Here is a 13,419-nt window from a genome sequence, read left to right as displayed (position 1 = left end):
TTGTTGCCTTACTTATACACCCTGGTGGATTATGAGGGCCTTGAACAAGGAGTCCCCCGGTGAATGCAGTCGAAGTCCTGGCCAGCGTCGATATCGTCGCCCTGCGCATGGCCCCCGAAGCTCAGCATCTGCAGGTGCTGTTGCACCGTCGTGAGCGTGAACCGCATGCCGGCCAGTGGGCCTTGCCCGGGGTGATCGTCAATGGCCGCACCCCCGACACCAGCCTGGAAGCTGCAGCCGAGCGTGCACTGCGCGAGAAAACCCAGGTTGTACCGTGCTACATGGAACAGGTAGGTACCGAGGGCAATGCCTTTCGCGACCCGCGTGGATGGTCACTCAGCACCTATTACCTGGCTTTGCTCGAACCCGGGCAGGCCGTCGAGGGCGAGCAACTGGCGTTTTTCGACTTGGACAGCGTATTGGCGCGCAAGGTGCTGTTGCCCTTTGATCACAACCTGTTGGTGGAGCGCGCCCGTGAGCGGCTGGCGGCGAAGACGGTGTACAGCAGCCTGCCGCTGTACCTGCTGGCGGAGAAGTTCACTGTGCTGGATGCGCTAGGTGCGGTGCAGGCGTGCCTGGGGCAGGCGGTGAACAACACTTCGCTGCGCAAACGCCTGGAGCGCTTGCGCGAGCTGGGGTGGGTGAGGGACACCGGGGAGAAGAACCAGCCCAGGCTGGGCCGGCCGCAGCAGTTGTATCAGTACACGCCACAGGGGGAGCGGGCGTTCATGTTCGATCGCAGTCTGCTGCCTGAGGGTGCTTAGTCGCCTGCATCAGTGTGCGCAGCGGTTGGCATCCTGTTCTCCGCGGGTGCCTGGCGCGCCGCGTCACTCGTCGCTGTAGTTCATGATCGACAACAGGCGGATGGGTACTTGCACCAACTGCTCGGGGCCGTGCGGGGTCTCGCCGTCGAAGGTCAGGCTGTCGCCGGCCTGCATGTGATAGAGCTGGTTGCCGTGGCGGTACACCAGTTCACCCTCCAGCAAGTGGAGGAACTCGGTGCCGGGGTGGGCGAAGGTCGGGAACTCTTCGCTGGCGTCGTCCATGCTCACCATGTACGCCTCGAAGTTCTTCTTCGGCCCCCTGGCGTGATTGAGCAAATGGTAGGTGTGGCCCTTCTCGGTACCGCGGCGCACCACCTCCAGCCCTTCACCGGCTTTCACCAACAAGGCATTGCCGTCGGGCTGGTCATATTGGCTGAACAGCTTGGCCATCGGCATGCCCAGCACGTCGCACAGGCGGCTGAGGGTGTCGAGGCTGGTGGATACCTGGGCGTTCTCGATCTTGCTGAGCATGCCTTGGCTGATGCCGGCGATGCGCGCCACGTCGGCGAGCTTGAGGGACTGGGCCTGGCGCTGGCGCTTGATCTGCAGGCCCAGGTACTGCTCCAGGCGAAGGCGCGGTTCGGTTTCGGTTGGCATCGAATGTCCTGCACGGTTTCAGTTCAAGAATAAAGTTTTCGCACTGGGAAAGTGCGAAATGCAGCTACGGTGGCCGCATCTTTCCTCGGGTGAAAACAAGTTTCCCATAAATGGAGCATGGAAATCTGCTTGGGTTTTGGGTTGCCGGTGCGGGCCTCTTCGCGGGTGAACCCGCTCCCACAGGCCCGCGAAGAGACCCGAACAGGCACAACAAGGTTGCACCCTGAACAAAGTTGGCAAGCGCATTGCATTCCTGTGAGGAAAGTAAGTTTCTCATGCGGAATCATTGCCCCTTGCCCAGGAGTGTTCAACCCATGTTGCCAACAGAAACCCAGCGCACCCTCGATCAGCACGGCATCAAGTACGTGCTGGCACAGTTCGTCGATATCCATGGCTCGGCGAAGACCAAATCGGTGCCGGTCTCGGGCCTGAAGATGGTGGCCGAGGAGGGCGCCGGCTTTGCCGGGTTCGCCATCTGCGGCATGGGCATGGAGCCGCACGGCCCCGACTTCATGGCCCGCGGCGATCTTTCCACCTTGATCCCGGTACCGTGGCAGCCCGGCTACGGCCGGGTGGTGTGCGTAGGCCACGTGAACGGCCAACCCTGGCCCTACGACAGCCGTTATGTGTTGCAGCAGCAGGTGCAGCGCCTGGCCGACAAGGGCTGGACCCTGAACACCGGCCTGGAACCCGAATTCAGCCTGTTCCGCCGCGACGAGGATGGCAAGCTGCAACTGGTGGATGCCTCCGACAACCTCGACAAGCCGTGCTACGACTACAAAGGCTTGTCGCGTTCGCGGCTGTTCCTCGAGCGCCTGACCGAGGCGTTGCAGCCGGTGGGCTTCGACATCTACCAGATCGACCACGAGGACGCCAACGGCCAGTTCGAGATCAACTACACCTACAGCGACGCCATGGAGTCGGCCGATCGCTTCACCTTCTTCCGCATGGCCGCCGGCGAGATCGCCAACGACCTGGGCATGATCTGTTCGTTCATGCCCAAGCCCGACCCCAAGCGCGCCGGCAATGGCATGCACTTCCACCTGTCGCTGGCCAGCAGTACCAACAAGAACCTGTTCCATGACCCGTCCGACAGCAGCGGCATGGGCCTGTCGAAGCTGGCCTACCACTTTGCCGCAGGCCTGCTGGCCCATGGCCCGGCGCTGTGCGCCTTCGCCGCGCCCACGGTCAACTCGTACAAGCGCCTGGTGGTCGGCCGCTCGCTTTCCGGCGCTACCTGGGCCCCGGCGTTTGTCGCCTACGGCGCCAACAACCGCTCGGCGATGGTGCGCATCCCCTATGGCCGCCTGGAGTTCCGCCTGCCGGACGCTGGCTGCAACCCGTACCTGGTCACCGCCGCGATCATTGCCGCCGGCCTCGATGGCATCGACCGCCAACTGGAGCCGGGCGAGATGTGCAACGAGAACCTCTACAACCTGAGCCTGGAAGAGATTGCCGCACGTGGCATCAAGACCTTGCCGCAGTCGTTGAAGGAAGCCGCCGACGCCCTGGAGGCCGACCCGCTGTTCCGCGAAGTGCTGGGCGCCGAGATCGTCGATGAGTTCATCAAGCTCAAGCGCATGGAGTGGGTGGAGTACTGCCGCCACGTCTCCGACTGGGAAATCCAGCGTTACACCGAATTCTTCTGAGCGCCCCCAATCCCTTGGGCAGCCAGCACGAAAGCGGTCGCCCACTGCCTAGTAAGGAGCATCATCATGTGTGGAATCGTAGGTCTGTACCTGAAAAAACCCGAGCTGGAAGCCCAGCTCGGCAAGCTCTTCGAACCCATGCTCAAAGCCATGACCGACCGTGGCCCGGACAGCGCCGGCTTTGCCATCTACGGCGACGAAGTGGCCGATGGCTGGGTCAAGCTGACCCTGCAGGCCACTGACGTCAACTACCCCTGGGCGGCCCTGATGGGCCAGCTGGAAGGGCGCCTGGGCTGCTCGCTGGACTGGTTCCAGAACGCCAGCGCCGCCGTGCTCAAGGTGCACACCCGCGAGGCGTCGGCCCGCCAGGCCCTCAGCGAACTGGCCCCTGAAGTGCGCATCATGAGCGCCGGGCAGAGCATCGAGATCCTCAAGGGCATGGGCCTGCCGGCGGAAATCTCCAGCCGCTTCGGCCTGGCCGGCATGAAAGGCAGCCACATCATCGGCCATACCCGCATGGCCACCGAGAGCGCCGTGACCATGGAGGGCAGCCACCCGTTCTCCACCGGCGCCGACCTGTGCCTGGTGCACAACGGCTCGCTGTCCAACCACTTCCGTCTGCGCCAGGAGCTCAAGCGCGAAGGCATCAGCTTCGAGACCGACAACGACACCGAAGTGGCCGCCGGCTACCTGACCTGGCGCCTGCAGCAGGGCGACAGCCTGGCCCAGGCCCTGGATGGCGCCCTGGAAGACCTGGACGGCTTCTTCACCTTTGCCATCGGCACCCGCAATGGCTTTGCCGTGATCCGCGACCCGATCGCCTGCAAACCCGCCGTGCTGGCCGAGACCGACGACTACGTGGCCATGGCCTCGGAGTACCAGGCACTGGCCAGCCTGCCGGGCATCGAGAATGCCAAGGTCTGGGAACCGGCCCCGGCCACCCTGTACGTCTGGGAACGCGAAAGCGCCTGACCTGCCACCGACCCACTGGAGAACCACATGAATACGATCGACCTTTCCAGCACCTCGGTGCGCGTCCTCAACCAGTCCCTGCACGGTGAGGTGCAGGACCACGAATGGCGGGTGACCCACCCCGACGGCAAGCACAACCTGGCCGTGGGCATCAACGCCGCCGTGGCCGTGGATATCGAAGGCCATGCCGGCTACTACTGCGCCGGCATGAACCAGCAGGCCAGCGTCACCGTGCATGGCAACGTCGGTGTCGGCGTGGCCGAGAACATGATGTCCGGCACGGTGCGGGTCAAGGGCAGCGCCTCCCAGGCCGCCGGCGCCACAGCCCATGGCGGGCTGCTGGTGATCGAGGGTGATGCCGGCGCGCGCTGCGGTATTTCCATGAAGGGCGTGGATATCGTCGTCGGCGGCAGCATCGGCCACATGAGCTGCTTCATGGGCCAGGCCGGGCGTTTGGTGGTGTGTGGCGATGCCGGCGATGCGCTGGGCGATTCGCTGTACGAGGTGCGCATCTACGTAAAGGGTTCGGTGCAGTCACTGGGTTCGGACTGCATCGAGAAAGAGATGCGCGCCGAGCACCTGCAAGAGCTGCAGGAGCTGCTGAACAAGGCGGGCCTGGACCACAAGGCTGCCGATTTCAAACGCTACGGCTCGGCTCGCCAGCTGTACAACTTCAAAGTCGACAACGCCAGCGCGTACTGATCCAGGAGCATTCCCATGAGCGAGCAATTCCCCCCGGTACTGCGTGAGTCGGCCACCTTCGACCGCCTGACCATCCAGGAAATCCAGCGTGCCGCCGAAACCGGCATCTACGACATCCGCGGCGGCGGCACCAAGCGCCGCGTGCCGCACTTCGACGACCTGCTGCTGCTCGGTGCCAGCGTGTCGCGCTACCCGCTGGAAGGCTACCGCGAGAAGTGCGGCACCGATGTGCTGCTGGGCACCCGCTTCGCCAAGAAGCCGATGCACCTGAAAATTCCGGTGACCATCGCCGGCATGAGCTTTGGCGCGCTGTCGGCCAACGCCAAAGAGGCCTTGGGCCGTGGTGCGACCATCGCCGGCACCAGCACCACCACTGGCGACGGCGGCATGACCCCGGAGGAACGCGGCCAGTCGCAGCACCTGGTGTACCAGTACCTGCCGTCGCGCTACGGCATGAACCCCGACGACCTGCGCAAGGCCGATGCCATCGAGATCGTCCTCGGCCAGGGTGCCAAGCCGGGCGGTGGCGGCATGCTGCTCGGCATGAAGGTGACCGAGCGGGTGGCGGGCATGCGCACCTTGCCGATCGGCGTCGACCAGCGTAGCGCCTGTCGCCACCCGGACTGGACCGGGCCGGATGACCTGGCGATCAAGATTGCCGAGATCCGCGAAATCACCGACTGGGAAAAACCCATCTACGTGAAGATCGGCGCCAGCCGCCCGTACTACGACGTGAAGCTGGCGGTGAAGGCCGGTGCCGATGTGATCGTGCTCGACGGCATGCAGGGCGGTACCGCCGCGACTCAGGAAGTGTTCATCGAGCACGTCGGCATCCCGATCCTGCCGGCCATTCCGCAGGCAGTGCAGGCGCTGCAGGAAATGGGCATGCACCGCAAGGTGCAGCTGATCGTTTCCGGGGGTATTCGCAATGGCGCCGACGTGGCCAAGGCCATGGCCCTCGGGGCTGATGCGGTGGCCATTGGCACTGCGGCGCTGATCGCGCTGGGTGACAACCACCCGCGGCTGGATGCCGAACTGAAGAAGATCGGTTCTGCGGCCGGATTCTATGACGACTGGCAGAACGGCCGCGACCCGGCCGGCATTACCACCCAGGACCCGGAGCTGGCCAGGCGCCTGAACCCGGAGGAGGCCGGGCGCCGGCTGGCCAACTACTTGCGGGTGCTTGTGCTGGAGGCGCAGACCATGGCGCGGGCGTGTGGCAAGTCGCACTTGCACAACCTCGACCCGGAGGACCTGGTGGCGTTGACCGTGGAGGCTGCGGCGATGGCACGGGTGCCGTTGGCGGGGACTGCCTGGGTGCCGGGGCAGGCGCAGTACTGAGTTATCGGTAATTGGGGCCGCTTTGCGGCCCATTCGCGGCACAAGGCCGCTCCTACAGGGGACCGCGTCTCTGAGCCTGCGCGGCCCCCTGTAGGAGCGGTCTTGTGTCGCGAATGTGCTGCAAGGCAGCCCCACCATTCACACAGGAGTGACTCCATGAAGCACCTCACCCTCGCTGTAATGTTGTTAGCCCTGACCACCCAGGCCCACGCCGCCGACCCCACCCTGGACACCGGCAACACCGCCTGGATGATCTGCGCCGCGATGTTCGTGCTGATGATGTGCATCCCGGGCCTGGCACTGTTCTACGGTGGCATGGTGCGGGCCAAGAACTTCCTCTCGGTATTCACCCAGCTGTTCGCCGTTGCCGGGGTGATCGGCATTCTCTGGGTGCTGTTCGGCTACAGCCTGGTAGTGGACACCGCCGGCATGGTCGAGGGCCAGCTGACCCTCAACAGCTTCATTGGCGGGCTGGGCAAGGCGCTGATGCTGGACATCGGCCATGACAGCCTGGTCGGCACCATCCCCGAAGGCGTGTTCGCAGTGTTCCAGCTGACCTTCGCCATCATTACCCCGGCGCTGATTGCCGGTGGTTTTGCCGAGCGCATGAAGTTCAGTGCTTCGTTGCTGTTCATGGCCGCCTGGTTCGTGCTGGTGTACGCGCCGATCGCGCATATGGTCTGGGGCGGGCCGGGGGCATTGATGGTCAACTGGGGTGTGCTGGACTTTGCCGGCGGTACCGCCGTGCATATCAACTCCGGCGTGGCAGCGCTGGCTGCGGCGTTGATGCTGGGCAAGCGCAAGGGCTACCCGCAGGTGGCCATGCCGCCGCACAACCTCGGTTTCACCCTGGTGGGCGCCGGGTTGCTGTGGGTGGGCTGGTTCGGCTTCAACGTCGGCTCGGGGCTTGCGGCCAACCAGGCGGCAGGGGTGGTGATGCTGGCGACCATGGTGGCGGCCTGTGCGGGGATTGTCGGCTGGTTGCTGACCGAGAAGGTGGCGCATGGTCGGCCGACGGCCTTGGGTGCGGCTTCAGGGGCTTTGGCAGGGTTGGTCGGCATTACCCCGGCCTGTGCATTCGTTGGGCCGTTGGGCGCGCTGGTGATCGGGTTGTTGACCGGGGCCATCTGCTTCTTTGCCGTGACCCGGTTGAAACAGGCGCTGGGTTATGACGACAGCCTGGATGTGTTCGGCCTGCATGGCGTGGGCGGAATGGTCGGCGCGATCCTTACCGGGGTCTTTGCCGCGCCTGCGTTGGGCGGCTATGTGGAGGGTGCATCACCGGTCGGGCAGGCATTGGTGCAGTTGAAGGGGGTGGCGTTCACCTTCGTGTATTGCTTTGTGGTGAGTTGGGCGATTCTGGGGGCGATCAAGCTGACCATCGGGCTGCGGGCCAGCCGGGAAGAGGAAGAACAGGGGCTGGACCTGGCGGAGCACAATGAGCGGGCCTACAACCTCTGATTGATGTGTTGCCTGTAACGGCCTCTTCGCGGGTAAACCCGCTCCCACAGGGAAAGCACAGATCCTGAGACGTGCGCTATCCCTGTAGGAGCGGGTTCACCCGCGAAGAGGCCAGGACAGTTCGAATCAGTGCCCCATGGCCACCTTGGCATTCATCTGCCGGCGACGGTAGGCGCTATCACGGCTGGCCAGCCACCAGTAAAGCGGCGAAGTAACCGCCAACCCCACCAGCCAAGACAGATCCGCTCCGTTGATATGCTCGGAAATCGGCCCGACATACAGCGGCGTGTTCATGAACGGGATCTGCACCACGATACCCACGGCATAGGCGATCAGCGCCTGCGGGTTGTAGCGCCCGTAGATACCGCCATCGACCTGGAAGATCGACTGGATATCGTAGTCACCCTTGTGGATGGCATAGAAGTCGATCAGGTTGATTGCTGTCCACGGCACCAGCACCACCAGCAGCACCAACACCATGTCGACGAAGTGGCCGATGAAGTCCGCCGAGGCGAACACCGCCACCACGCAGCAGGCCGTCAGTACTACCAGCGACAGCACGGCGCGGCTCTTGGCGGTGGGGATCCAGCGGTGGGCGAAGGTTTGCACCAGGGTGATGATCGACAGCACTGCGCCATACAGGTTGAGTGCGTTGTGGCTGATCACGCTGAGCAGGAACAGCACCAGCATGATCGGGCCGAGGGTACCGGTGGCCAGCTTGACTGCATCCATGGTGTCCATGCCGGCCGGGATCGCCAGCACCGCCACAGCGCCGAAGATGAACGACAGGCTCGAACCCAGGGCCGAGCCCAGGTAGGTAGTCCAGAACGTCGAGCTGACCTTCACGTCCGCCGGCAGGTAGCGCGAGTAGTCCGACACGTAGGGTGCAAAGGCGATCTGCCACAGCGCCGCCAGTGACACGGTGGCCAGCCAGCCGGCCAGGTTGAAGCCGCCGCGGGTGAGGAAGTCGTCGCTTTGCACGTGGCTGAAGATGTAGCCGAAGCCGACCACGATGCCGATACCCAGCACCCAGGTGCCGATGCGGTTGAGCACGTGGATGAAGCGGTAGCCGATGATGCCGATGATGCCCGAGCCCAGCGCACCGATGACGATGCCCACCGGTACCGGCACGGCATCGACCACGCCGTGCAGCGACTTGCCGGCGAGGACGATGTTGGAGGCGAAGAAGCCGATGTACATGACCCCGGCGATCACCACCACCAGCAGCGCGCCGAGCGAGCCGAACTGGGCGCGGCTCTGGATCATTTGCGGGATGCCCATCTGCGGGCCCTGGGCCGAGTGCAGCGCCATCAGTACGCCACCGACCAGGTGACCGACCAGGATGGCGACGATGCCCCACACCAGGTTCAGGTGGAACAGTTGCACGCCCAGCGCGCCTGTGACGATGGGCAGCGGCGCGATGTTGCCGCCGAACCACAGTGTGAACAGATCCCTTACCTTTCCATGGCGGTCTTGCGGGGGCACGTAGCCGATCGTGTGTTTTTCTATGAGGGGTGCCGAATTGGCTGCACTGGTCATGACTGACTCCAAGGCAAGGTAGGGCATCGGGAGCTGCCCGGGGGCGTGCCGGCGAAGGGCGACGCGTTCTTGTTGGAGCGATGATGCGGGGCGCGGGGATAACGAGAAATTAGTAAATATGTGCCCATAAACCTTAAAAAACCTAAGGCTGACAAAAGGTTAAGCGGAGGACAGTAGCAAGGAGGGTGCCAGGGTGCGGGAGGGCTTGGGCTAGAGGGGTTTGGGCAATATTGAGGTAAGAAGCGGTGTGCTTTTCTGGGGCGCCGTGCGCGTTTGCAGGGCAGATAAAAATGTCGCCCGTGTCGGCCCTTTCGCGGGTGAACCCGCTCCCACAGGTAATGCGCATGACTTGAAATCAATGCGGTCAAGGTGGGAGCGGGTTTACCCGCGAAAGGGCCGGCACAGGCAACAACGCTACATCGGCAACAACCGATCCTGAATCACCTCTTTCATCACCAGCGTCGAACTCAACCGCTTCACATTGGGAATGCTGGTCAGCTGCTCGTCATACAGCTTCTGGAACGCCGGCAAATCCTTGGCCACCACATGCAGCAGATAATCCGGGTCGCCAAACAGCCGCTGCGCCTCGACGATCTGCGGGATTTCGGCCAGCGCCGCTTCAAAGTCCGCTACCGGCTGGCGAGTGACTTCGCGCAAGGTCACGAATACCAGCGCGGCAAAGTTCAGCCCCAGGGCGCTCGGCGCCAGGCGGGCGTGATAGCCAAGAATCGCCCCGGACTCCTCCAGCGCCTTCAAGCGCCGATGGCAGGGCGACAGGCTGAGCCCCACACGGTCGGCCAGTTCGGTCACCGATAGCCGACCATCTTTTTGCAGTTCGGCAAGGATTTTTCGATCAGTCCTGTCCATTGAGAAGGATCTTCCAGTAATTGAGGGCTGTTGGGGAATATACGAAAGAAAATCCCTCGGCGGAATCCGTAATCTTTCGTCATCCCAAAGCAGTGGAAAAAGGAAGATTCAAGTGGCTCTCAGTGTTCTGACGGCGTTCTGGGCCGTGTCGATGCTGTTCGTGATTACGCCGGGCGCGGACTGGGCCTATGCCATTTCGGCCGGCATGCGGGGGCGCTGGGTGATGCCCGCGGTGGCGGGGATGTTGTCGGGGCATTTCCTTGCGACCCTGGTGGTGGCGGCAGGGGTCGGCAGCCTGCTGGCCGGCCACCCGCTGGCGCTGACCTTGCTGACCCTGGCGGGGTGTAGCTACCTGCTGTGGCTGGGTGGCAACCTGCTGCTGAGCCCGGCCTTGCCGGCGGCCGGGCAGGATGGTGCGGGGGAGTCGGGGTCCCGCTGGGCATTGAAAGGGTTTTGCGTCAGTGGCCTGAACCCGAAAGTGTTTTTGCTGTTCCTGGCGTTGTTGCCGCAGTTCACCGACCCGCAGTCGAGCTGGCCGGTGCCGTTGCAGATCTTGCTGCTGGGCCTGGTGCACCTGTGCAGCTCGCTGGTGATCTATTCGCTGGTCGGTTTTGGCGCCAAAGCCGTGCTGAGCACCCGGCCTGGGGCGGCGAAACTGGTTGGCCGGGTGTCGGGGGTGGCGATGATTACGGTGGCCCTGGGCTTGATAGCCGGCCAGATCAGCTGACTCACTGGCGTGCGTTAGCCCTTGTAGGAGCGGCCTTGTGTCGCGATAGGGCTGCAAAGCAGCCCCGGCGATTTGTGCACCTGCGCTGAAATCCTGGGGCTGCTTTGCAGCCCTATCGCGACACAAGGCCGCTCCTACAGGTTGCCGCGTTAACCTGGCAGGCGAGAGCCAAGGGTAAAGACGACATGCATGGCCTCGGATAGACTCGCAGCACTTCAACGCACAACCAGGATGTGCCCCATGCCCGAAACCACGCAACTGCTCACCTTCGCCCTGATCTGCCTCGGCATGGTCCTGACCCCAGGGCCGAACATGATCTACCTGATCTCCCGATCGATCTGCCAGGGCCGCAAGGCCGGGCTGATTTCGCTGGGTGGTGTGGCCCTTGGCTTCGTCATCTACATGTTCTGCGCCGCGCTGGGCATCACCGCCCTGGTGATGGCCGTGCCTTTTGCCTACGACGCGCTGCGCATCGGTGGCGCGCTGTACCTGTTGTACCTGGCCTGGCAGGCGCTGCGCCCTGGTGGCCGGTCGCCGTTCCAGGTTCGCGACCTGCCTGCCGACAGCCCGCGGCGGCTGTTCACCATGGGCTTTGCCACCAGCCTGCTAAACCCCAAGATCGCCGTCATGTACCTGTCGTTGATGCCGCAGTTCATCGAGCCGGGGCATGGCAGCGTGCTGCTGCAGTCGCTGGTGCTGGGGTCGACGCAGATCGCCATCAGCGTTTCGGTCAATGCACTGATCGCGATCATGGCCGGGTCGATCGCCGTATTCCTCGCCGGTCGCCCGCTATGGCAGCAGGTTCAGCGCTGGCTGATGGGTATAGTGCTGGCGGGCCTGGCCGTGCGCATGCTGGCCGAAGGGCGGCGTTGACCGCTAGGCCTCAGGCGGCGGCTCCTGGGGCAGGTACAAGGTGAAGGTGGTGCCCTGGCCCGGCACACTCTTCACCTGCACATCGCCCCCGGACTGCCTGGCAAAACCGAACACCTGCGACAGCCCGAGCCCGGTGCCTTCACCCGGTGCCTTGGTAGTGAAGAACGGGTCGAAGATACGCTCCAGCAGTTCGGTGGCAATGCCGACACCGCTGTCGCTTACCGAAATCGCCGCGAACGGGCCCGGCTGTGGCGCCTGGCCGCGCAGGGCGGGCAGTGACTGGTCAGCCTGCAGGCGCAGCTGCAAGGTGCCTTCGCCGGCCATGGCGTCGCGGCCGTTGAGCATCAGGTTGATTACCGCGGTTTCCAGTTGATTGAGGTCGGCGCGGATATGGCAAGGCGCCTGTGGCAACTGCAGCTCGACCTGGATCCGCGCACCGGTGGCAGTGTCGAGCATGTCGGCCATGGCCTCCAGCCGTGGCCCTGCCTCGAACACTTGCGGGCTCAAGGCTTGGCGGCGGGCGAAGGCCAGTAACTGGCCGGTCAGCTTGGAACCGCGGTCGACAGTGTCGGACATGGTCTTGAGATAGCGTTCGCGACGCTGTGCATCGAGGTTGGGGCGCTGCAGAAAATGCAGCGACGAGCGAATGATGGTCAGCAGGTTGTTGAAGTCATGAGCCACGCCACCGGTAAGTTGGCCAATGGCTTCGAGCTTCTGGGTCTGGCGCAGCACGGCTTCTGTGTGCAGCAACTGGCTGGTGCGTTCATCCACGCGCTGTTCGAGGGTGGCATTCAGCGCCTCCAGTGCCGCCATGGCTTCGCGGACTTCGGCGTGGGCCTGTACCCGCTGGATATGCGCCCAGCAGCGCTCGGTGACTTCACTGATCAGCGTCTGTTCATAGTGGGTCCACTCCCGTGGCACCTTGTCGTGGATGGCCATCAGCGCGGTCAGTCGGCCGCCTTTGATCAGGGGCATGCAAATGGTCGCGGTAATGCCGATGGCCTGGAAGGTGGCAGCTTCCTCCGGGGATAGCTCGCTCAGGTTGTCCTGGATGACCAACGGCAGGCCATTGCGCAGGCGGCCGAGCGCCAGCTTGCCAAAATCCTGCAACCGATAGCGGCCCAACAGATGCGGCGAGCCGGGCGCCACGGCGTCACCGCAGATGGTGAAACCGTCTTCGTCGGGCTCCATCACCGCATAGGCGCAACTCGACAGTTGCAGGTGCTCGACCAGCATGCGCGTGGTAGTGGCAAGGATCTGGTCCGGGTCGGTGGCGTCTGCCACGGCGCGGCCCAGGTCGTCGAGGAAGTTCAGGCGCTGGTTGGCGAGCACGCTGGCGGTGGTTTCGGTGACTGTATCGAGCATGCCCAGCACCTTGCCGTCGTGGTCGCGTATGGGGCTGTAGCAGAAGGTGAAATAGGCCCGTTCGGGGCCGCCGTTGCGGTCGATGACGAGCGGGAAGTCTTCGATGTACACCGCCTCGCCGGCCAGGGCGCGGTTGGCCATGTGGCCGATGTCGGCCCAGGCCTCCTGCCACACGGCGCGGAAGGGGATGCCCAATGCCGAGGGCTTTTGTCCGAGAATCTGCGAGAAAGCGTCGTTGTGCAGGGTGAGCAGGTCAGGGCCCCAGAGCACGGCTTGCGGAAAGCGCGAGGCCAGGCACAGCGCCAGGCTGGTTTTCAGCGGGTCGGGCCAGTGCTCCAGCGGGCCCAGCGGGGTGGCGGCCCAATCGTGGTTGCGGATGCGCTCGGCCATCAGCCCGCCGCCGTCTAGCCATTTTGCCATGTGCACTGCTGGTCCTTTTGCGTAAGGCCTTAAGGGTGCATCCAGAATAGACGTTTGGCGAGAATTTTTGGTGGCTGTACCG

The 13,419-nt window shown here is 63.9% G+C and carries 12 protein-coding genes; 8 read left to right on the top strand and 4 right to left on the bottom strand.

Annotated elements, in window-relative coordinates; all coding sequences use genetic code 11:
• Window positions 1–59: 59 nt before the first annotated feature.
• Window positions 60–764 carry an NUDIX hydrolase gene (locus M1D87_RS16135; RefSeq protein WP_123084878.1) on the top strand — a complete coding sequence of 235 codons (705 nt, stop codon included), beginning with the start codon at window positions 60–62 and terminating at the stop codon, window positions 762–764.
• A 63-nt stretch (window positions 765–827) separates the two neighbouring features.
• Here the strand turns inward: M1D87_RS16135 and M1D87_RS16130 are convergent, their stop codons facing one another.
• On the bottom strand, window positions 828–1,421 hold the full coding sequence (locus tag M1D87_RS16130) for a helix-turn-helix domain-containing protein (protein ID WP_061551665.1): 594 nt from the start codon (window positions 1,419–1,421) through the stop codon (window positions 828–830).
• A gap of 314 nt (window positions 1,422–1,735) precedes the next feature.
• On the opposite strand from M1D87_RS16130, the gene glnT reads away from it, so the two are divergent.
• The 5 genes from glnT (at window position 1,736) to M1D87_RS16105 (ending at window position 7,546) form a co-directional block, all read left to right on the top strand.
• Window positions 1,736–3,070 carry a type III glutamate--ammonia ligase gene (gene glnT / locus M1D87_RS16125; RefSeq protein ID WP_123084877.1) on the top strand — a complete coding sequence of 445 codons (1,335 nt, stop codon included), beginning with the start codon at window positions 1,736–1,738 and terminating at the stop codon, window positions 3,068–3,070.
• Between the two features lie 66 nt (window positions 3,071–3,136).
• On the top strand, window positions 3,137–4,042 hold the full coding sequence (locus M1D87_RS16120; protein ID WP_232880591.1) for a class II glutamine amidotransferase: 906 nt from the start codon (window positions 3,137–3,139) through the stop codon (window positions 4,040–4,042).
• A 27-nt stretch (window positions 4,043–4,069) separates the two neighbouring features.
• A complete protein-coding gene (locus M1D87_RS16115) occupies window positions 4,070–4,744 on the top strand; it encodes a GltB/FmdC/FwdC-like GXGXG domain-containing protein (protein ID WP_013973040.1) in 675 nt (224 codons plus the stop codon).
• Window positions 4,745–4,759: 15 nt separating this feature from the next.
• Entirely contained in the window at window positions 4,760–6,085 is a 1,326-nt protein-coding gene (locus tag M1D87_RS16110) for an FMN-binding glutamate synthase family protein (protein WP_123084875.1), read from the top strand.
• Window positions 6,086–6,241: 156 nt separating this feature from the next.
• The gene (locus M1D87_RS16105; RefSeq protein WP_085720635.1) at window positions 6,242–7,546 is read left to right on the top strand and encodes an ammonium transporter; all 1,305 of its coding nucleotides are present in this window, start codon (window positions 6,242–6,244) and stop codon (window positions 7,544–7,546) included.
• A 126-nt stretch (window positions 7,547–7,672) separates the two neighbouring features.
• On the opposite strand, the gene M1D87_RS16100 is transcribed toward M1D87_RS16105, so the two are convergent.
• Window positions 7,673–9,085 carry a purine-cytosine permease family protein gene (locus M1D87_RS16100; RefSeq protein WP_123084874.1) on the bottom strand — a complete coding sequence of 471 codons (1,413 nt, stop codon included), beginning with the start codon at window positions 9,083–9,085 and terminating at the stop codon, window positions 7,673–7,675.
• Window positions 9,086–9,499: 414 nt separating this feature from the next.
• Window positions 9,500–9,952 carry an Lrp/AsnC family transcriptional regulator gene (locus tag M1D87_RS16095; RefSeq protein ID WP_015270735.1) on the bottom strand — a complete coding sequence of 151 codons (453 nt, stop codon included), beginning with the start codon at window positions 9,950–9,952 and terminating at the stop codon, window positions 9,500–9,502.
• Window positions 9,953–10,064: 112 nt separating this feature from the next.
• Here M1D87_RS16095 and M1D87_RS16090 point away from each other — a divergent pair, with 112 nt between their 5' ends.
• Both M1D87_RS16090 and M1D87_RS16085 read left to right on the top strand, forming a co-directional pair.
• Window positions 10,065–10,679 carry a LysE family translocator gene (locus M1D87_RS16090; protein ID WP_061551660.1) on the top strand — a complete coding sequence of 205 codons (615 nt, stop codon included), beginning with the start codon at window positions 10,065–10,067 and terminating at the stop codon, window positions 10,677–10,679.
• 240 nt (window positions 10,680–10,919) lie between these two features.
• Window positions 10,920–11,552: a LysE family translocator gene (locus tag M1D87_RS16085; RefSeq protein ID WP_123084872.1), complete on the top strand. Its 633-nt coding sequence runs from the start codon at window positions 10,920–10,922 to the stop codon at window positions 11,550–11,552.
• A 3-nt stretch (window positions 11,553–11,555) separates the two neighbouring features.
• On the opposite strand, the gene M1D87_RS16080 is transcribed toward M1D87_RS16085, so the two are convergent.
• Entirely contained in the window at window positions 11,556–13,337 is a 1,782-nt protein-coding gene (locus M1D87_RS16080) for an ATP-binding protein (protein WP_044047081.1), read from the bottom strand.
• Between the last annotated feature and the right edge of the window lie 82 nt (window positions 13,338–13,419).

This window comes from Pseudomonas sp. SA233, from assembly GCF_054792385.1.
Note: the sequence above shows the minus strand (reverse complement) of the source record. Positions and strands in the feature narration are given on the sequence as shown.